The 18,720-nt window shown below is 66.2% G+C and carries 15 protein-coding genes; 10 read left to right on the forward strand and 5 right to left on the reverse strand.

All coding sequences use genetic code 11. The annotated features are described in order from the left end of the window. The first annotated feature begins 15 nt into the window (after nt 1–15). From rfbA to DEA06_RS00655, 5 genes are read left to right on the forward strand one after another with little or no spacing between them, the layout of a single operon-like run. Nucleotides 16–885 (forward strand): glucose-1-phosphate thymidylyltransferase RfbA, encoded by an 870-nt coding sequence (rfbA, locus tag DEA06_RS00635; RefSeq protein WP_116646041.1) that lies wholly within the window; start codon nt 16–18, stop codon nt 883–885. Continuing rightward, entirely contained in the window at nt 885–1,886 is a 1,002-nt protein-coding gene (rfbB, locus tag DEA06_RS00640; RefSeq protein WP_116646042.1) for a dTDP-glucose 4,6-dehydratase, read from the forward strand. The genes rfbA and rfbB overlap by 1 nt, the downstream gene beginning before the upstream one ends. A gap of 2 nt (nt 1,887–1,888) precedes the next feature. Then, on the forward strand, nt 1,889–3,310 hold the full coding sequence (locus DEA06_RS00645; RefSeq protein ID WP_205781188.1) for a bifunctional dTDP-4-dehydrorhamnose 3,5-epimerase family protein/NAD(P)-dependent oxidoreductase: 1,422 nt from the start codon (nt 1,889–1,891) through the stop codon (nt 3,308–3,310). Nucleotides 3,311–3,330: 20 nt separating this feature from the next. Further along, nucleotides 3,331–4,053 (forward strand): glycosyltransferase family 2 protein, encoded by a 723-nt coding sequence (locus DEA06_RS00650; RefSeq protein WP_116646044.1) that lies wholly within the window; start codon nt 3,331–3,333, stop codon nt 4,051–4,053. Beyond that, on the forward strand, nt 4,050–4,433 hold the full coding sequence (locus DEA06_RS00655; RefSeq protein ID WP_116646045.1) for a DUF2304 domain-containing protein: 384 nt from the start codon (nt 4,050–4,052) through the stop codon (nt 4,431–4,433). The genes DEA06_RS00650 and DEA06_RS00655 overlap by 4 nt, the downstream gene beginning before the upstream one ends. A gap of 39 nt (nt 4,434–4,472) precedes the next feature. Here DEA06_RS00655 and DEA06_RS00660 read toward each other — a convergent pair whose 3' ends face one another. From DEA06_RS00660 to DEA06_RS00670, 3 genes are read right to left on the reverse strand one after another with little or no spacing between them, the layout of a single operon-like run. Next, the gene (locus DEA06_RS00660) at nt 4,473–5,558 is read right to left on the reverse strand and encodes an acyltransferase (protein ID WP_116646046.1); all 1,086 of its coding nucleotides are present in this window, start codon (nt 5,556–5,558) and stop codon (nt 4,473–4,475) included. After that, nucleotides 5,555–6,691, reverse strand: coding sequence for an NAD-dependent epimerase/dehydratase family protein (locus tag DEA06_RS00665; protein WP_116646047.1), 1,137 nt, complete (start codon nt 6,689–6,691; stop codon nt 5,555–5,557). Before DEA06_RS00665 ends, DEA06_RS00660 begins: the two co-directional genes overlap by 4 nt. 41 nt (nt 6,692–6,732) lie before the next feature. Continuing rightward, nucleotides 6,733–7,620 carry a glycosyltransferase gene (locus tag DEA06_RS00670; RefSeq protein WP_116646048.1) on the reverse strand — a complete coding sequence of 296 codons (888 nt, stop codon included), beginning with the start codon at nt 7,618–7,620 and terminating at the stop codon, nt 6,733–6,735. A 71-nt stretch (nt 7,621–7,691) separates the two neighbouring features. Between DEA06_RS00670 and glf the strand changes: the two genes are divergently transcribed. The 3 genes from glf to DEA06_RS00685 all read left to right on the forward strand — a co-directional run bounded on the left by glf (nt 7,692) and on the right by DEA06_RS00685 (nt 12,951). Next, a complete protein-coding gene (gene glf, locus DEA06_RS00675) occupies nt 7,692–8,828 on the forward strand; it encodes a UDP-galactopyranose mutase (protein WP_116646049.1) in 1,137 nt (378 codons plus the stop codon). 17 nt (nt 8,829–8,845) lie between these two features. Then, nucleotides 8,846–10,750: a glycosyltransferase gene (locus tag DEA06_RS00680; RefSeq protein WP_116646050.1), complete on the forward strand. Its 1,905-nt coding sequence runs from the start codon at nt 8,846–8,848 to the stop codon at nt 10,748–10,750. An 86-nt stretch (nt 10,751–10,836) separates the two neighbouring features. Continuing rightward, a complete protein-coding gene (locus DEA06_RS00685; RefSeq protein ID WP_116646051.1) occupies nt 10,837–12,951 on the forward strand; it encodes an acyltransferase family protein in 2,115 nt (704 codons plus the stop codon). Nucleotides 12,952–12,958: 7 nt separating this feature from the next. Here DEA06_RS00685 and DEA06_RS00690 read toward each other — a convergent pair whose 3' ends face one another. Together DEA06_RS00690 and DEA06_RS00695 are read right to left on the reverse strand one after the other, a co-directional pair. Then, the gene (locus DEA06_RS00690; protein ID WP_116646052.1) at nt 12,959–13,960 is read right to left on the reverse strand and encodes a glycosyltransferase family 2 protein; all 1,002 of its coding nucleotides are present in this window, start codon (nt 13,958–13,960) and stop codon (nt 12,959–12,961) included. Between the two features lie 27 nt (nt 13,961–13,987). Beyond that, a complete protein-coding gene (locus tag DEA06_RS00695; protein ID WP_116646053.1) occupies nt 13,988–15,223 on the reverse strand; it encodes an O-antigen ligase family protein in 1,236 nt (411 codons plus the stop codon). Between the two features lie 141 nt (nt 15,224–15,364). On the opposite strand from DEA06_RS00695, the gene DEA06_RS00700 reads away from it, so the two are divergent. Further along, nucleotides 15,365–17,362 (forward strand): acyltransferase family protein, encoded by a 1,998-nt coding sequence (locus DEA06_RS00700; protein WP_165817893.1) that lies wholly within the window; start codon nt 15,365–15,367, stop codon nt 17,360–17,362. A 56-nt stretch (nt 17,363–17,418) separates the two neighbouring features. Further along, on the forward strand, nt 17,419–18,582 hold the full coding sequence (gene manA / locus DEA06_RS00705; RefSeq protein ID WP_116646055.1) for a mannose-6-phosphate isomerase, class I: 1,164 nt from the start codon (nt 17,419–17,421) through the stop codon (nt 18,580–18,582). Nucleotides 18,583–18,720: the final 138 nt, after the last annotated feature.

The following is an 18,720-nucleotide window of genomic DNA, read 5'->3' on the forward strand; positions in this document are numbered from 1 at the left end:
TGGCACGATTGAAGGATGAAGGGCATCATTCTCGCCGGCGGGTCGGGTACGCGACTGCACCCCATCACTTTGGGCGTATCGAAGCAGCTCATCCCGGTTTACGACAAGCCGATGGTCTACTACCCGCTTTCCACGCTCATGTTGGCGGGCATCGACGATGTGCTCGTCATCACCACGCCCCACGACGCTCCACACTTCGAAGCCCTCCTCGGGGATGGTTCGCAGTTCGGCATATCGATCACCTTCGCGCGACAGCCATCTCCGGATGGGTTGGCTCAGGCTTTCACCATCGGTGAGAAGCACATCGGGGCCGACAAGGTGGCGCTGGTACTGGGGGACAACTTGCTCTACGGGCCGGGACTGGGCTCTCAGCTGAAGCGGTACACCGATGTGGACGGCGGTGCGGTGTTCGCGTATTGGGTCGCCGAGCCATCTGCCTACGGTGTCGTCGAGTTCGACGAGGCGGGGCGTGCGGTTTCCCTTGAGGAGAAGCCCTCGCGGCCGAAGAGCAACTACGCGGTCCCGGGGCTGTATTTCTACGACAACGATGTCGTAGAGATCGCGAAAGAGCTGCGCCCGTCAGCCCGGGGTGAGTACGAGATCACCGACATCAACAAGGCGTACCTGGAAGCGGGGAAACTGCAGGTCGAAGTGCTGCCCCGTGGCACGGCATGGTTGGACACCGGCACGTTCGACCAGATGCTCGATGCAGGCGAGTACGTTCGCACGATCGAGCGTCGCACCGGGATGCGCATCGGCGTGCCGGAAGAGGTGGCGTGGCGGCAGGGATTCCTCCAGGACGCCGATCTCGAAGCGCGGGCACACGCTCTGGCCAAGTCGGGTTATGGACTGTATCTGAGGGACCTGATCGAGAGGGGCAAGTGATGGCACGGAGGCTTCTCGTCACCGGTGGCGCCGGTTTCATTGGTTCGAACTTCGTGCACCACGTGATGGAGCACACGGATGATCACGTCGTCGTGCTCGACAAACTCACGTACGCCAGCAACAAGGCTTCGCTGGAAGGATGTCCGACCGGCCGGGTGGAGCTCGTCGTCGGCGATATCACGGACGCTCCGCTTGTCGACGAGCTGTTCGAGAACGTCGACGCGGTTGTGCACTACGCAGCCGAGTCCCACAACGACAACAGCCTCGACAATCCTCGCCCGTTCCTCGACACCAACATCGTCGGAACCTACACGCTTCTCGAGGCAGCACGCCGACACGGTCGGCGATTCCACCACATATCGACCGACGAGGTGTACGGCGATCTCGAGTTGGACGATCCAGCTCGGTTCACGGAGACAACTCCTTACAATCCGTCGTCGCCGTATAGCTCTACCAAAGCCGGGTCCGATCTGCTCGTGCGAGCGTGGGTGCGTTCGTTCGGGGTGGAGGCGACCATCTCGAACTGTTCCAACAACTACGGGCCGTATCAGCACATCGAGAAGTTCATTCCTCGTCAGATCACCAACGTCATCCGCGGCATCAGGCCCAAGCTCTACGGGACGGGCGAGAACGTCCGCGACTGGATACACGCCGAGGATCACTCGGCCGCGGTCTTGACGATTCTCGACCGCGGCGTCATGGGTGAGACATATCTCATCGGTGCGGATGGCGAGAAGGACAACAAGACGGTGATCGAACTCATCCTGACGCTGATGGGACAGGATGCTGGCGCGTACGACCACGTGAAGGACCGCCCGGGACACGACCTGCGCTACGCGATTGATTCGACCAAGCTCCGCACGGAGCTCGGGTGGGCCCCGAAGTACGTTGACTTCGAAGCGGGCCTGTCCGCCGCCGTGGACTGGTACCGAGCGAACGAAGCGTGGTGGGCGCCGTCCAAGGACGGTGTAGAGGCGTTCTACGCCTCGAAGGGCCAGTGACGGTGTCTGCAGAATTCGGAAAACCACTCTCTCTGCGACAGACGCCGATCCCGGGTCTCGTCGTCCTTGATCTGCCCGTACACGGTGACTCCCGCGGATGGTTCAAAGAGAACTGGCAGCGAGAGAAGATGGTTTCGCTAGGCCTGGCGGACTTCGGCCCGGTGCAGAACAACATCTCTTTCAACGACTCGATCGGTACGACGCGAGGAATACACGCCGAGCCGTGGGACAAGTACGTATCGGTTGCGACGGGTCGTATCTTCGGGGCGTGGGTCGACCTGCGCGGCGGTCCGACGTTCGGTCAGGTGTACACAACCGAACTCGGCCCCGCGCAGGCCATTTTCGTACCGCGCGGTGTCGGCAACTCATACCAGACCCTCGAGGCCAATACCGCATATACCTACCTCGTCAATGACCATTGGTCGCCTGAGGCGCAATACTCCTTCCTCAATCTCGCCGACGAGACCGTCGCCATCGACTGGCCGATACCGCTCAATGAAGTAGAGATCAGCGAGAAGGATCAGAACCATCCACGCCTCGGTGACGTCGTTCCTATCCCGCCTAGGAAGACGCTGGTAATCGGGTCCAATGGGCAGCTCGGGAGAGCGCTGCGCCGTGAATTCGGCGACGATTCCGAGGTCGAGTACGCGGACCGTGGCACGCTTGATCTCGCGGACGCTGACCTCGAGCAAGCGCGCGATTGGCACGATTACGGCACCATCATCAATGCTGCCGCCTACACATCTGTCGATCTCGCGGAGGTCGACGACGGGCGCAGCATGGCGTGGGCGGCGAACGTGACGGGTGTGGCCAAGCTTGCGGCAATCGCGTCTCGTCACAGGCTCACGCTGGTGCACATCTCCAGTGATTACGTCTTCGACGGCCACAAGGCGATGGCCTACCTCGAAGACGATCCCGTTGCCCCTCTCGGTGTGTACGGGCAGACCAAAGCCGCCGGTGATGCTGTGGTGAGCACAGTGCCGCACTGCTACATTCTGCGTACCAGCTGGGTCATCGGTGAGGGCAATAATTTCGTTCGGACGATGGCGTCGCTGGCGGCCAGAGGCATCGATCCAGCGGTGGTCGACGATCAGACCGGCCGTCTTACCTTTACGGACGACTTGGCGCGAGCGGTTCGTCACCTGCTCTCCACCCACGCCCCCTACGGGGTCTACAACGTTACGAGCGCGGGCGAGCCGGCCACATGGGCGGACATCGCTCGTGAGACGTTCCGGCTCAGCGGACATGACAGCGGACGCGTCCGCGGCGTCACGACCGAAGACTATTTCTCCGCCAGGGCTGATCCGGTGGCGCCGCGCCCGCTCAACAGCGTCTTGGATCTGAGTAAGGTCATCGCGACGGGATTCGAGCCGAGCGACTGGGCCACGCGCCTGCACTCATATCTGCGCGAGCTGAAGGAGTGAGGGTCGTTGCAGGGGACCGCGTGGCGGTCCTGGTACCCGCCTGGAACGAAGCCGAGGGCATTGCAACCACTATCCGGGAGATACGTTCGGCCAGTGACCTGTACGACGTCATCGTGGTCGATGACGGGTCCGCAGATGCCACTCAGGCGGTCGCACGCCAGGCCGGTGCGCTGGTTCTGCCGCTGGCATTCAACCTGGGAGTAGGCGGCGCGATGCGAACCGGCTTCACGTACGCCCAGCGGCAAGGTTATCGTCGTGCGATTCAGGTCGATGCGGATGGTCAGCACAATCCACGAGACATCGAGACTGTGCTCGCCGGGCTCGATAGGGCGGACATCTCGATCGGTGCCCGATTCGCGGAGGTCGGTGACTACTCCGTGCGCGGCCCGCGACGATGGGCCATGGTCGCGCTGGCAGCTGTCCTCTCGCGGGTCGCGCGGGTGCGTCTTACTGACGTCACCAGCGGTTTTCGGGCGGCCGGTCCCCGGGCGATCGATCAGTACGTCCGTTACTACCCGGCGGAGTACCTCGGTGACACGATCGATTCGCTCGTCGCGGCGGTCCACAGCGGCCTGAGCGTCTGTCAAGTGCCGGTGGCGATGAGGCCGCGTCAGCACGGTACGCCGAGCACGAGTCCCGTCGGATCGGCGATCTATCTGGTGCGCTCGGTATTCGCACTCACATTGGCTCTCGTGCGTCCGCACCCGCGTTCCGTTCGGGCGGGGAGAGGCGGGCAGGCATGATCGTCTTCGCCGGCGTAGCGCTCTCCTTGATCATCTTGGTGATCGTCATCAGGCTGCTCATCCTTCGACGTATTCGCGAGAAGTATGCGGTTCTTTGGCTGATCCTGGGTGCTGTTGTGCTCGTCCTGGGGATCTTTCCCGGGCTCCTGGAGGCGGCCACTGTTGCTCTCGGAGTGCAGTTGCCCGTCAATCTTCTTTTCGCGACGGCGATCGCAGTGCTTCTAGGGGTCTCGCTGCATCTGTCGTGGGAGCTGTCCCTGAGCGAGGACGAGTCGCGACGACTCGCCGAAGAAGTGGCCATCCTCAGTGCGCGCGTGGACCGTCTCGACGCGGGCGAGGTGCCCCCTTCACGCGAAGAGGATCCCGATCTGCGGGCGTGAGAAGCACCCGGAGCATCGGCGTCCATCGCGAGATGGCGGTCAGGCTCGCTGGCCCTCCACGACAGGCACGACGGGCGAGGGGCGCTCTCGTACCCGTCGCATGACGGGTCGTTCGACGGCAACCCAGCTCGCCCATGCAAGAACGAAGGTGATCGCAACGGTGAGGGCGACGTAGCCGGGGAATCCGAGTGCCATGCCCCCGGCGAGGATCGTCAGTTGTTGCACTGGCCACGCATAGATGTAGAAGCCGTACGAGACGTCGTTCCGGGATATCCACGTCGGTTGAGGCACCACCGTCGCCAGGAAGATCAGCGCGTAGCCCAAGAACGGTGCGGCGAGCTGACCCCCGACGTCGGGGACGAATGCCATCAGAGCACCTGCGATCGGAACACACGCGACACCGATCACCGTCTGAAGCCCGAACCGGTCCACGATCGCATACACAAGCGCCCCGCCGGCAAAGAACCCAAACAGTCGCACCAGCTGCAGGAAGTCTCCGTCCAATCCGCCGGTTACGCCCATCGTGGTGAGGAACCTCGCGCCCACGCTGATCGCCCACACTGCGGCGATGGCAGCAATGGAGCGCCGGTAGATAGCGAATGCGCCGAGAACCCAGGTAACCACGTAGCAGACGAACTCGAAATACAGCGTCCACAACGATCCGTTCCATGCCCCGGGATAGGGCACGCTAGCGAGCGTTTCCCCAATGGAGTATTGACGGATGTAGAGGGAGAGGTTGGTCCAGATATATTGCAGGGGAGCGGGCGGCGTCGACAGATACCCGTCGACACCTTTTCCTTGCATGATCAGCGAAAGCGGGCCGAACACCACTGCCGTGACAACAAGGCAGACGAGAAACGCCGGGAAGATTCGCGCGGCACGGTGCAGGAGGTAGTCGCCTGCCGAGGTGCGGAACCTGCTGCGGGTGATGAGGAAACCACTCACGACGAAGAATCCGCAGACCGCCCATCCGGCCAAATTCTCGCCGTTGAATCCGGGAGCTCCCGGAACCCCCGCGATGTAAAAGGCGTGTGTGACCAGGACCACGACGGCCAGGAGAAGCCGGACGAGGTTCAGGCTGTTCTTACGGTAGGGGTAGGCGCTCCCCTTCGGGTTCCACCTCATTTCAAGAGGTTTCGGGCGGCCATCTCTTCGAGGGAACGCTTATAACCGTCCTCTTCCAACGGCTGGGTGCGCACCCAGTCGACGAACTGTGCGACGCCTTCGGCGAACGGCACGCGCGGGCGGTAGCCCAACACATCGACGAGTCGACGCGTGTCTGCGACGTTGTGCCGAATGTCGCCGAGCCGGTACCGTCCGGACACCTTGCGTGCGACCTCGACGCCGAAGGCCGCCGCGAGCGCGTCGACGACCTCCGTGACGGTCGTGGCGACTCCGGATCCGACATTCAAGATGTTCCCGGCGGCCTCTGCTCGAGTCGAAGCGAGATACGTGGCCTCGACCACATCGTCGATGAAAACGAAGTCACGCGACTCCTCGCCATCTTCGAACACGTCGATCTCTTTGTTCTGCCGGATGAGAGTTGAGAAGATCGAGAGGATGCCGGTGTACGGATTCTTCAGCGACTGTCCGGGCCCATAGACGTTCTGATAACGCAGTGCGACAGCTTCGACTCCGATGGTCGGCGCCACGGTCATCACGAGGGCCTCCTGCATCTGTTTGGTGATCCCGTAGACACTCGACGGGTGCAGCTTCGCATCCTCATCGGTGGGGATGAGCTCCAGGGGGCCCGCACCTGGTACATGAACCTCGAAATCACCGGCCGCCATGTCTTCGTCGCTCCGGTGCGGAGGGTAGAGGGTCGATCCGTCCTGGGTGCGGTAGGCGCCTTCGCCGTAGATCGAGCGCGAGGAAGCGACAACAATACGTCGCACCGAATGGGTTTCATTCGCGAGAACGTCGAGCAGCTTGGCGGTCCCGCCGATGTTCGCCTCGGTGTATCTGTCGATCTCGTACATCGACTGACCAGTGCCGGTTTCGGCAGCGAGGTGCACGATGACGGTTACTCCCGAAAGAGCGCCCCGTATATCTTCGGCCTCGGTGACAGAGCCGCGCAGAACCTGAGCTGCCTCGCGGGTGGCACGGAGCAGCGGGGAGGTGGTCTCCGGGTCGGTCCCGTGGACCTGGGGGATCAGAGCGTCGAGGACGGTCACCCGGTGGCCGGCGGAGTGCATCCGCGCGGCAAGCCGCGAGCCGATGAAGCCGGCCCCGCCAGTGATCAGGACATGTTCGGTCATCGGCGATACCTCCGCAGCCGGTTGGTCTTCGGTTCCGGCCCTCACACGAAGATATGAGCCAGCGTCGATCTTATCCCCGCCTTCGTTCCACGCCGGATCACAGCCGGGAGCTCTGCCACGGCATGAAGTCGGGACAGCAGGCGTAGCGCGGCGGCCCGTGCCGTGCGCGTCCACCCCTTCCCGCGTGCAATCGCACGGGCCTGCGCGTAGTACGCACGCTCGTCGCGGAACCGCTGGCCGTTGAGAAGGGTCTTCTGGGATGCGGAGCCGCTGTGGCGTCTGTAAGAGAACGCTAGCTCCGGGGTATAGGCGAGGGACCCGCCGTCGAACGCGATGTCCATCAGGAGCGCGAGATCCTGAATGATCGGCAGCCCGTCGCGGAAATCGGTGCGCTTGAGCGTCTCCGAGCGGAAAGTCAGGGCGGGCCAGTACAGCCAGTTGCCGCGGATGAGACTCGTCGCCATCCGCTCCCCGCGCAGCAGAGTCAGACCGCGTCCGCTCTTGGGCGTCAACAATCCCTGCTTCACCCGGTCTACGAGGGGGTGGACCACCTTGCCCGACTCGTCGATGACCTCGACCTTCGGCTGAATGACGTCCGCATCGGGAGCCTGAGCAATTGCACGAAGGACGACATCGACGTAGTTGGGGTGTAGGAGGTCATCGCACCCCAGCAATGTGACGTGCGATTCGCTCGTCCGCCGCACCGCCTCGCGGTAGTTCCCCGTGATTCCGAGGTTCTTCTCGTTGCGAAGATAGAGGACGCGGGGGTCGTCGAGCTCGGCGAACCACCCCGCGACACTGTCGTCCGGGTACTGATCGTCGAGGACCGTCAAGGTCCAGTCGGGGTTGCGCTGGGCGAGCACCGAGCCGACCGTGAGGCGAAGCAGCGCGGGGTCGCCCCAGAACGGCACGAAGATTTCTAGAGTCATGGCTCCTCCAGGCTACGGAAGGTGTCCCCGATAGACTCAATCCGTTCCCCATCTCGACGAAAGTGCACTGCATGGATCTTCTCATCGTCGGCTCCGGCTTCTTCGGCCTCACGATCGCCGAACGAGCCGCCGCCTCCGGTCGAAAGGTGACGGTCATCGATCGCCGCCACCACATCGGCGGAAATGCCTTCAGCGAGAACGAGCCCGAGACGGGCATCGAGGTGCACCGTTACGGTGCGCACCTGTTCCACACGTCGAATCCGACGGTGTGGGAGTACGTCAACAGGTTCACCGAGTTCACAAGCTACGTGCACCGCGTCTACACGAACCACAAGAACGTCGTGTTCCCGCTGCCGATCAGCCTCGGCACGATCAACCAGTTCTTCAACGCGGCATATTCACCCAGTGAGGCGCGCGCGCTCGTGGCGGAGCAGGCGGGGGAGTTCGACCCCAAAGCTGCCCAGAACCTCGAGCAACGGGGTATCGGTCTGATCGGTCGTCCTCTGTATGAAGCGTTCATCCGCGATTACACGGCGAAGCAGTGGCAGACCGACCCGAGCAATCTGCCCGCCGAGGTGATCTCGCGTCTCCCGGTGCGATACACCTATGACAACCGGTACTTCAACGACACGTGGGAGGGCCTCCCCGTCGACGGCTACACCGCGTGGCTGGAGCGCATGGCCGACCACCCGAACATCGACGTCAAGCTCAATGTGGACTTCTTCGACGAGTCGCAGCCGTTGAACAAGCGAGCGACTGTCGGGCAGCTCCCGATCGTCTACACGGGCCCCGTCGACCGCTACTTCGACTACACGGCGGGGGAGCTCAACTGGCGAACCCTCGATTTCGAGGAAGAAGTGCTGCCGGTCGGCGACTTCCAGGGAACGAGCGTGATGAACTACGCCGATGCCGACGTGCCCTACACCCGAATCCACGAGTTCAAGCACTTCCACCCGGAGCGGGCCGACCGTTACCCGACGGACAAGACCGTCATCATGAAGGAGTTCTCGCGTTTCGCTACTCGCGAGGACGAGCCGTACTACCCGGTCAACACTCCTGAAGACCGCACCGGTGTGCTCGCCTACCGTGAACTCACCCAGGGGGAGAAGGACGTCCACTTCGGCGGGCGCCTCGGCACTTATCAGTACCTCGACATGCACATGGCGATCGGGTCAGCGCTGTCGATGTGGAACAACACGCTGGCGTGAAGCCGGGGAGAGCATCGATGGACATCGCAGAGAACTATGTCACCGTCAATCGCGTCGTGTTCCCCACTGAGGGGGTCGCGGAGGTCTCGGCGCTCTACGTCGATACGGGGGCGGGCGACGGGTCGCAGCCGGGCGCCGACTACGAGATCAACGGGCGACGGTCGATCACGGTGTACGCCCACCGCCGGATCTCACTGAGCACCTACTTCAACGCTTTCCCCGCCAGCTACTGGCAGCGCTGGACGAGCGTCCGGTCTGTTCGGCTGATCGTGACGCTTCGCGGTCAGGGACTCCTCTCCGTGTACAAGTCGAGCGCGCGCGGTCGAGCCTCCGCCGTCGCTTCGCAGCAGTTCGACGACGAGACCGTGTCATTCGATCTCCCGGTGCTCTCGTTCGTCGATGGTGGGAACTACTGGTTCGACATCGCGTGTGCGCAGTCCGAGGCGACCCTCGAGAGTGCCGAATGGCAGGTGGCCGCCCCCGAGGCGAAGGCGCCCGGCACTGTTTCGGTGGGCATCACGACGTACAACCGGCCCTCGTACTGCCTGAACCAGCTCCTTACGATCGGTGCCGACACCGACATCGCGGGCGTCCTCGACACCGTGTACGTGATCGATCAAGGAACCGATCTCGTCGAGGATCAGCCCCGTTTCGGCGAGGCCGCCGAGCAGCTCGGTGAGCACCTGTCGGTGCTGCGCCAGGCCAACCTGGGCGGGTCCGGCGGGTTCTCGCGAGCGATGCTCGAGACGCTGACGGAGGGCCGCAGCGACTACGTCCTCCTGCTCGACGACGACGCGATCTCCGAGCCCGAAGCGATCATGAGGGCGGTGCGCTTCGCCGACTTCGCGACGGTGCCGACGATCGTGGGAGGGGGAATGCTCCACCTCGACGAGCGGTCTGTCCTCTACACCCAGGGAGAGGTCTGGGACACCCGCAAGTCGTGGATGTCGGCCTCGGGCGAGAGCGAATACGACCACGACTTCGCCGAAGACACCCTTCGCGAGACACCCGAGCTCCACCGTCGTCTCGCGGCCGACTTCAACGGCTGGTGGATGTGCCTGATCCCGACGCATATCCTGCGCGACATCGGCCTCTCCCTGCCCGTGTTCCTGAAGTTCGACGACATCGAATACTCCCTGCGGGCGGCACAGAGCGGCTACCCGACCGTCTGTCTACCCGGCGTCGCCGTGTGGCACATGGCCTGGCACGACAAGGACCCGACCAGGACGTGGGAGGAGTACTTCATCCACCGCAACCGCGTCATCACCGGCCTGCTCCGCTCGCCGGTGCCGCGCGGCGGCTACCTGCCGCTGCATTCGTTCCTCGGTGACGTCAAGCTTCTGTTCATGCTGCAGTACTCGACCGTGCGGCTGCGTCACCAGGCGCTGCGCGACGCGTTCGCGGGCCCGGATGCCTTGCCGGGTTGGCTCGCGACCAAGCAGGGCGACGCGCGACGACTTCGCGCAGACTACGTCGACGCGACCGTCGTCGAGGATTTCTCGACCCTGCCACCCGTACGCCGTTCGTCACGGGTCATGCTGGGCGCCGTCCGCCGCCCGACCAACCCCGTCGCGGCGGTCGTCCTCGCCCTGCGCGTGGCGGTGAGGCAGCTCTTCATCCGCGAATCGGAGGGCAGCCATCGCAACCCGGAGCGCATCATCGCTGCGCCGGACATCACCTGGTGGCGGTTCGCCGACATCGACTCCGCCCTCGTCACCTCGCCGGACGGAGTGGGCGTCGCCTGGTACCAGCGCGACCGTTCCGCGATGCGACGGTTCCTCTTCGACAGCGTTCGCCTGAACATGCGGTTGGCCCGTCGTTGGGCGCGGCTCGCCGAGGAGTACGGTCGGGAGGCGCCGAAGATCACGTCTCCCGAGCAGTGGCGGTCGATCTTCGCGGGAGACGTGACCACCACGAAGTGAGGCACGGGCGCCTGCGGCGGCCGCGTGTCGCGGCAGGCTAGCCTCTTCCGAGGCGGAACGCCGCCTTCGGAGTAGAGGGATCGAGCATGGCGACACCGGCCGTCGAAGCGCCGTCGAACGAGCCCGCTGAGCGCACCCGGATCTTCCGCACCGATATCCAAGCGCTTCGCGCCCTCGCCATCGCGGGGGTCGTGCTCAACCACCTCTGGCCGCTGCGCTTCACCGGCGGTTACGTCGGGGTCGATGTCTTCTTCGTGATCTCCGGCTTTCTCATCACCGGGCATCTCCTCGCGGAGATCGACCGCACGGGGCGCGTGCGCCTCGGCCGGTTCTATGCCCGCCGCGTCCGCCGTCTCCTCCCGGCAGCCCTCCTGGTGCTCGCCGCCGCCGCCGCGCTCGTGTACGTCTTCCTGCCGTATCCGCGGTGGGAGCGTAATGCGGCCGAGATCGCCGCGGCGGCGCTCTATGTCGAGAACTGGGTGCTGACGGGCTTCTCCGTGAACTATTCCGCCGCGAACGAGGCGGCCAGCGCGGTGCAGCACTACTGGTCGCTGTCGGTGGAGGAGCAGTTCTACGTCGTCTGGCCCGTGCTGCTGCTGGCGCTCGCCGGGTGGGGTGTTCGCCGCGCGGGCGACCGCCGTCGCCGGGCGCTCCTGCTGATCTGCGTCATCGCGGTCGCGTCCTTCGCGGCGAGCGTCGTCTACACGCAGCTGGCGCCGAGCGCGGCCTACTTCGTCACCTTCACCAGAATGTGGGAGTTCGCGCTGGGCGGGCTGGTCGCGGTCTCCGCTTCGCGCATCCGCCTACCGCGGAGGGCTGCCGACCTGTTGTCGCTGGTGGGATTCGCGGGCATCCTGGTCTCCGTCGTGCTCTTCGGCCCCGAGACTCCGTTCCCGGGATGGACGGCTCTCCTCCCGGTGCTCTCGACCGTCGCCGTGATCGTGGCGGGGACCGGCCACGATCGGCTCGTCCATTCCGCGGTCACGGGGGCGAGGCCCGTGCAGTGGGTGGGCGACGTCTCGTACTCGCTCTACCTCTGGCACTGGCCCCTCATCGTCGTGGCGCCGTTCGTGCTCGCGGGCCCCCTGTCGACGGTGTCGAAGATCGGCGTGCTCGTCATCTCGCTGTTGCTCGCCTGGGTGACGCATCGTCTCGTGGAACGACCCGCTCAGCGGTGGCGGTGGTGGTCGACGTCGACCCGCCGGGCGTTCGCCGGGATGGTGGTGGGGATGATCGTGGTTCTCGCCGCCGCGGGCTCGTTGCACGCCGCCTACGCCCAGCAGAGCTCGTACGATCTGCCCGACGGCCCGCTCCGGGCGGGAGCGTGCGTAGGACCGGCGGCGATCGCGGATGCGGCGTCCTGCCCCGATGCGTTCGGACCCCCGGAGTCGGCCGTCATCACCGGCGCGCACGTCTACTGGTGGGCTCCCGAGGTCTGCCGGCCTCTCGACTGGATGGTCTACGACGACCGCGCGACGACGACGCTGTGCGACTTCTCGCGCGGGGGGAGCGACGCCACCGACGTCTGGCTCGTCGGCGACTCGCACGCCGAGCAGTGGCAAGGTCCTCTCCTCGACATCGCAGAGAAGCGAGGATGGCGCCTGACGATCAGCCACTTCGGCGGCTGTCCACCCGCGGACGTACCCTTCGCGGGGTTCCGGACGCCCTGGGGGCCGCCGGAGGTCGCGGTCTGCCGCACCTGGTCGAGGGATGTGTCGGCGGCGGTCGTGGAGAGCCGCCCCGATCTGGTGTTCACATCCATGGCGGGCCGTCTCGAGCTGCTCGAGGGCGACCTTTCACCCGAACTCGCCCAGGAGCGGTTCGCCGACGGCCTCGTCGCGGATTGGGACGCCTGGGCCGACGCGGGGTCGCGCGTCTTCGCCATCGTCGATCCGCCGCTCAACGGCGACGTCCGCGATCCCGACTGCGTTCTGCTCAATCCGCAGCATCCGCTCGAGTGCGCTCGGCCCCGCGCGGTGGCACTGCCTCCGGGCGATCCGCTTCCGCTGGCCGTCGAGAAAGCGGACAGGCCGGAGGTGCGCCTGATCGACCTCACGGATGCGTTCTGCGACGACCGGTCGTGCTTCGCCGTGATCGGTGGAGAACCGGTGTACTACGACGCCGACCACGTGAGCCGGCGCTACTCGCGCATGCTTGCCGACCGGTTCGAAAGCGCCGTGGATCGCGCGCCCGGCACCTGACGGGCGATCAGGCGGAAGACTCGACGGCGTCGGCGAGAGGAGGCATCGGCCGCCACGACCGATCGCGCGCGATCTTGCGCCCGTCGCGCAGACCTCGCGCCAGATGACTCGTGCCGCGGATCGTTCTCTCGACCAGCACGAGACGGATCAGCTCCTTGGCGAGCGTGAGTGCGGTGCCGGCGGCGAACGGCAGAGGTTTGTACGCGCTGTGCGCTCGGTAGTACTGCTTCAGGTAGGCGCGGTTGCGCATGATGTAGTACCGGTAAGCGTTGCTCGACGCGTTCATGTGCCGCACGCCGAAGTCGTGCTGCTTGATCTCGCGCGTGCGGCGCAGCACGAAGTCGTCGACGATCACGGACGTCGTCACTCGGGACGCCAGCCAGCCGTACATCTGGTCGTCCCAGTAGATGAAGAACCGGGGATCGGGCAGCCCGATCTCGCGCACGATGTCGCGGTGGATGAACATCCCCTCGAAGCATCCGGAGTTCATCTCCTTGAATCCGGATGCGTCGAACCCCGCGGGCGCGAACGGGATCGGGATCGCCATCGACTCCGCCACGCGGTACTGCCAGTAGAACGCGCTGCCGTCGTAGTCGTAACGCCGGCCCTGGATGCTGCGGAAGCGGGGCGTCCATCCGCCCATGCGGGCGAGGCCGTCGGAGATGACCTCGACGTCGTCGTCCATGAGCCACATCCACTCGGATCCCAGCTCGTAGGCGACGCGCATGCCCTCGCTGAATCCGCCGGACCCGCCGGTGTTGGTGTCGAGCCGACGGTAGACGAGCTCCGTGCCGAGCTGGGCGCGCAGGGACTCGACGACCTCGGTCGTGTCGTCGGTGGACGCATTGTCGATGACGACGACGTGACCCGGCTTGGGCTCCATCCGCCCGATGCTCTCGAGAAGCCGGGTGAGCAGGTGCGAGCGGTTGTAGGTGACGATCGCGATCGTCACGGACGACGGATCGAACGCTTCGGACTCGGGCACGGACGAGCGGGAGGAGGCGTTCATATCGTGCTCGATCCTATCCGAGGGACCTCAGGAGACCTGTCCGGGCGCCTCTCCGCGTTCGATCGCCATGCTCTGCTCGGCGGGTCCGACCCCGATCAGGGGCGCCTGCTTGATCTTCGCGCCGAGCAGCACGAGCAGCATCCATCCCCAGAGGAGGAGCACTCCCGGTTCGGCCACCCCCTCCACGAGAAGGAGCGCCGCCAGCAGAGTCGGGAGGAGCGAAAGGGGGGAGTAGGGGCGGTCGGCGCGCAGGTCGAAGCGGGGACGATCGATCGCGAAGAACCAGGCGCGCCAGATGAAGGCGAGCAGGGTGAGAGCCAGGAGCACCACCCCGACCGGGCCGAGGTGCGCGAAGACCTGGGCCCACGCGCCCTCGGCACGCGAGAGCTCGGCGCCGAAGGCGATCCAGACGACCGCGCCGCCGGCGAGACCCGCCGTGGCGTACAGGAGGTAGTAGCGGGTGCGCTCGCCGGGGTGGGTGGCGGTGCGCATGAGGAGCACGGTCGTGAGGACGAGGGTCACCCCGGCCAGAGCGAGGAGCGACACGGTCGATCCTGAGCGGATGAGGATGAACGCCGCGATCACGATCCAACCGAGCAGGGCGGGGCGCCGCGGAGCCCGGGCAGCGAAGCGGATGACGAAGACGACCATGGCGAGCACCATGAGGGCTCCGAGCACGCCGGGGTCGCCGACGAGACCCTCGAGAGGACTGGCGCCGAAGAAGTCGCCGCTGGACCAGAACGTCGCGGGGTCGGAGTCGGCCGAGGCGACGACGAATCCCGGGAGGAGCGGCCCGCCCACGAAGACGCCGACCGCGAGTTCGAAGACGATGGAGAGCCCGATCAGCCACTTCAGCGCTGACGCGACGGTGCGCACGACATCGCGCCAGGTGAGGGCGGCGGCGATGAACATCGCGTGCACCGCGGCGGCCGCCAGCAGCAGCCACACCACCGCTGCCTCTGCGGGTCGGGGACTCCAGACCATCGGCACCGCGGCCCAGAAAAGGAAGGCGAGCGCGACCCACGGAAGCCGACGCCACTGGAGCGGAGGCCGGATCGTGACCCACAGCACGATCGTGACGATCACGGTCGCCGCCACGAACACGCCCGTGCCGACGGGGCCGAGGGCGAACACCCAGCCCGACCCGATGAGTGCTGCGACGATGACGAACACGCACCACCCGCGCAGCAGTAGGTGGCCGGTCGTCTCGCGCGCCGGTGCCTCCGGGGGAGCGGACGCGGGATGCTTCGTCGAGATCGCCATCGTGCCTTCCAGGGTAGTGCGGCAGCGACCCTACGCTAGATGGATGTGCGGTCGTCTCTCCCTCACCTCGCTGCGGCCAGGATGAGTCGGGCGAGCTCTGCCTCCGGAGCACTCTCCGGGCTCCGGACGACGACGAGGACCGTGTCGCGGTCCGCAGAGCGCAGAGCCGACATCGACGGCCTGAGAGCGTTCGCGATCGCTCTCGTCGTCATCTACCACGTCTGGGTCGGGCGGGTCTCGGGCGGCGTCGACGTCTTCCTGATGGTCTCGGCGTACTTCTTGACCTCGTCGTTCCTCCGCCGCGCCGACAGCGTCGATGCTCCCTATCTCGGGCGGTTCTGGCTGCGCAGATTCGCCCGCTTGATCCCCGCCGCCGCTGTCACGGTGCTCGGGGTGCTGCTGCTGGCTGCGGCGGTGTTCCCCACGTCGTCATGGAACACGATCTGGTCGCAATCGTTCGCATCGCTCTTCTACGCGCAGAACTGGCAGTTGTCGGCCGAGTCGGTGGACTACTACGCACGCACCGAGGCCTTCCCGTCGCCGCTCCTGCACTTCTGGTCGCTGTCCATCCAGGGCCAGGTCTTCCTTCTGTGGCCGGTGATCATCGCGGGGGGTCTCTGGGCGGCCCGCAGGCTGCGCCTCGACCCGCGACGGGTGCTGCTGATCGTGTTCGGCGCGGTCTTCGCCGCATCCTTCATCCGCTCCATCATCTACACCGCCGCCGATCAGCAGCTGGCGTACTTCGACACGTGGTCGCGGCTCTGGGAGTTCGCCCTCGGGTCGTTGCTCGCGATCGTCGCGCCGTCGTTGCACATCCGCGCCCGCTCCGGCGCGATCCTGGCGTGGATCGGCATCGCCGGGGTGCTGCTGTGCGGGATCGTCCTGGACGTCGAGTCGGGGTTCCCCGGAGCAGCGGCGCTGTGGCCCACGCTGAGCGCAGCCTTCCTCATCCTGGCGGGACAGGCCGAGGCGACGAGCGCCCCCGTGCGATTCCTCGGCTCCCCCTGGATGGTCAGGCTCGGGACCATCGCCTACAGCCTCTACCTGGTCCACTGGCCCGTGCTGGTGGCGTACCTCGTGGTCACCGATTCGCCCTCGGTCTCGTTCGTCGGCGGGCTCGCGGTCGTCGCCGGCTCGCTGGCGTTGGCGATGACCCTCAATCGCCTCGTGGAGCGTCGGACCGAGAAGGTGTCGTCCTCCTCTGTGCGCACGAGCGTCGGCGTCACCGTCGGGTGGCTGCTCATCGTGCTCGTGCCGCTCACGGGGTGGCAGGCCGCCGACAGGGTCCGGTCTGCGATGGCCGACCCGCAGGCGAACCCCGGTGCTGCCGTCCTCCTCCCGCGGAACGCCGCCAACGTCATCGCCGACGCCGACATCGTTCCGGTCGGCACCGCGGTCGACACCGACTGGGTGGAGTTCGATTCGAGGTGCACGGGGGACAGGGTGCCCCGTGATCGTTCGCTGGCTGCGACCTGCCTCGAGACCCTGAGCGCGGAAGGCGCCGCGCAGACCGCTCTCATCATCGGCGACTCCCACGCGCAGCAGTGGTCGGGGGCGTTGGTGCCGATCCTGCAGGACGAGGGCTGGAACGCCGTCGCCCTCCTCAAAGGCGGGTGCTTCTTCGCCCCGGGCGAGGCCGCCCAGGTCGACGCGGAATGCGAGGACTGGGAACGGGCGGCGGCGTCCTACGCGGAGGATTTCCCCGCAGATCTCGTGGTGCTGATCGGCAGCCGCGCCGTCGCGGAGTCGCCGGACGAGCGTCTGCCGCTCGGGATCGCGGAGCGAGTGGATCAGATCGTCGCATCCGGATCCGACGTGCTCCTCATTCGAGACAATCCGCGGTACGAGACCAACATGTATCGCTGCATCGAGGACAACGGGCGAGAGGCCGCCGAGTGCACCCGCGCTCGGGTCGACGTCTCGGCCGAGACCAATCCCGCTGCGGAGCTGGGTTCTCGCCAGGGCGTCCATGCCGTGGATCTCCTCGACTTCCTGTGCCCCGAGGAGACGTGCCACGCGGTCATCGGCAACGTGGCGGTGTACCTGGATCAGAGCCACCTCTCCGCCACCTACGCGGCGAGCTTGACGCCCGCGATGCGCGACGCCCTCGCGTCGATCCCCGGCATCCCCATCGGGTAGCAGGGCTCCCGCTCCGAGAGGCGATGCCGTCTGCCGCCCCGCCCTACGATGGGAGCGTGCTGACCCGCATCTCGAACACACCGCGCGACTACGCCTGGGGTTCCACCACCCTGATCGCCGAGCTGGAGGGACGCGCCCCGAGCGGCCGGCCCGAGGCCGAGGTGTGGTTCGGCGATCACCCTGGCTCGCCCTCCGAGGTGCATGACGGCACCGGTCGCACGCTCGACGACTGGCTTCCGGCGGAGGCCGCCGCCGACGACTCTCCGGCGAAGCTGCCGTACCTGCTCAAGCTGCTCGCGGCCGGTGCGCCGCTGTCGATCCAGGTGCATCCGTCGAAGGCGCAGGCCGAGGCCGGGTTCGCCCGGGAAGAGGCCGCGGGGGTCCCGCGCGACGCGGGCGAGCGGAACTATCGCGACGACAATCACAAGCCCGAGGTCATCGTCGCGCTGAGCGACCCGTTCGTCGCTCTGGCAGGGCTGCGCGACCTCGACACGACGCGGCGCCTGGTCGACGTCCTCGGAGCCGACGCGGTGTCGCTGCGCGCGCATCTCGACGGAACGGATGCCGAAGAGGCCCTCCGCTCGACGATCGGCTGGCTGCTCGGCGGCGACGCGCAGGCCGACGTCGACCGGATCATCGACGCCGCCGCGTCGGCATCGTCGGACGAGTTCGCCGACGAGGTCGCGCTCGCGGCCCGCCTCGCGCAGGCCTACCCCGGCGACCCCGGGGTGGTCGTCGCGCTGCTGATGAACCTCGTGTCGCTGCGGCCGGGCGAGGCCGTCTTCGTGCCGGCCGGCGTGCTGCACGCCTACGTCGCTGGGCTGGGGGTCGAGCTCATGGCTGCGAGCGACAACGTTCTGCGGGGCGGTCTGACCCCGAAGCACATCGACGTCGACGAGCTGCTCTCGCTGGTGGATGCTGCGCCCTCTCCGCCGCCGACGCTCACGCCGGTCGAGCTCGAGGCCGGTGTGAAGCTCTTCGACGCGGGTGTGCCCGACTTCGCGCTGCTGCACGTCGAGGCGGCCGACGCCCCGATCCATGCCGCGCTGCGGGGCACCGCCATCGCCCTCGCGACGCGGGGCACGGTTCGCGTGACGGGCGCGTCGGGGGAGAGCATCGAGCTCTCGCCCGGTCAGGCGGCTCTCGCGACGGTCGACGAGGCGCCGCTCGTGGTCGCGGGCTCGGGCGAGCTCTTCATCGCCATGCCCGGCGACGACTGACCTGCCGGATTCACCCCCGCGACACGCCGATGAATCCGGGTAAAGGTTCAATGCGCGATTGAGGCTTTAGTATCCGCGACTTGATTTCCTCGAATAACACCGGTGTAATTATGAGCGCGTGACCGACACGCGGGGGAT

The organism is Microbacterium sp. Gd 4-13, assembly GCF_003095395.1.
Classification (GTDB): Bacteria; Actinomycetota; Actinomycetes; order Actinomycetales; family Microbacteriaceae; genus Microbacterium.

Excerpts from the sequence above, each read along its gene's own strand:
- rfbA (WP_116646041.1), top strand. The coding sequence starts at position 16 with ATGAAGGGCATCATTCTCGCCGGCGGGTCGGGTACGCGACTGCACCCC.
- rfbB (WP_116646042.1), top strand. The coding sequence starts at position 885 with ATGGCACGGAGGCTTCTCGTCACCGGTGGCGCCGGTTTCATTGGTTCG.
- DEA06_RS00655 (WP_116646045.1), top strand. The coding sequence starts at position 4,050 with ATGATCGTCTTCGCCGGCGTAGCGCTCTCCTTGATCATCTTGGTGATC.
- DEA06_RS00660 (WP_116646046.1), bottom strand. The coding sequence starts at position 5,558 with ATGAGGTGGAACCCGAAGGGGAGCGCCTACCCCTACCGTAAGAACAGC.
- DEA06_RS00665 (WP_116646047.1), bottom strand. The coding sequence starts at position 6,691 with ATGACCGAACATGTCCTGATCACTGGCGGGGCCGGCTTCATCGGCTCG.
- DEA06_RS00670 (WP_116646048.1), bottom strand. The coding sequence starts at position 7,620 with ATGACTCTAGAAATCTTCGTGCCGTTCTGGGGCGACCCCGCGCTGCTT.
- glf (WP_116646049.1), top strand. The coding sequence starts at position 7,692 with ATGGATCTTCTCATCGTCGGCTCCGGCTTCTTCGGCCTCACGATCGCC.
- DEA06_RS00680 (WP_116646050.1), top strand. The coding sequence starts at position 8,846 with ATGGACATCGCAGAGAACTATGTCACCGTCAATCGCGTCGTGTTCCCC.
- DEA06_RS00685 (WP_116646051.1), top strand. The coding sequence starts at position 10,837 with ATGGCGACACCGGCCGTCGAAGCGCCGTCGAACGAGCCCGCTGAGCGC.
- DEA06_RS00690 (WP_116646052.1), bottom strand. The coding sequence starts at position 13,960 with ATGAACGCCTCCTCCCGCTCGTCCGTGCCCGAGTCCGAAGCGTTCGAT.
- DEA06_RS00695 (WP_116646053.1), bottom strand. The coding sequence starts at position 15,223 with ATGGCGATCTCGACGAAGCATCCCGCGTCCGCTCCCCCGGAGGCACCG.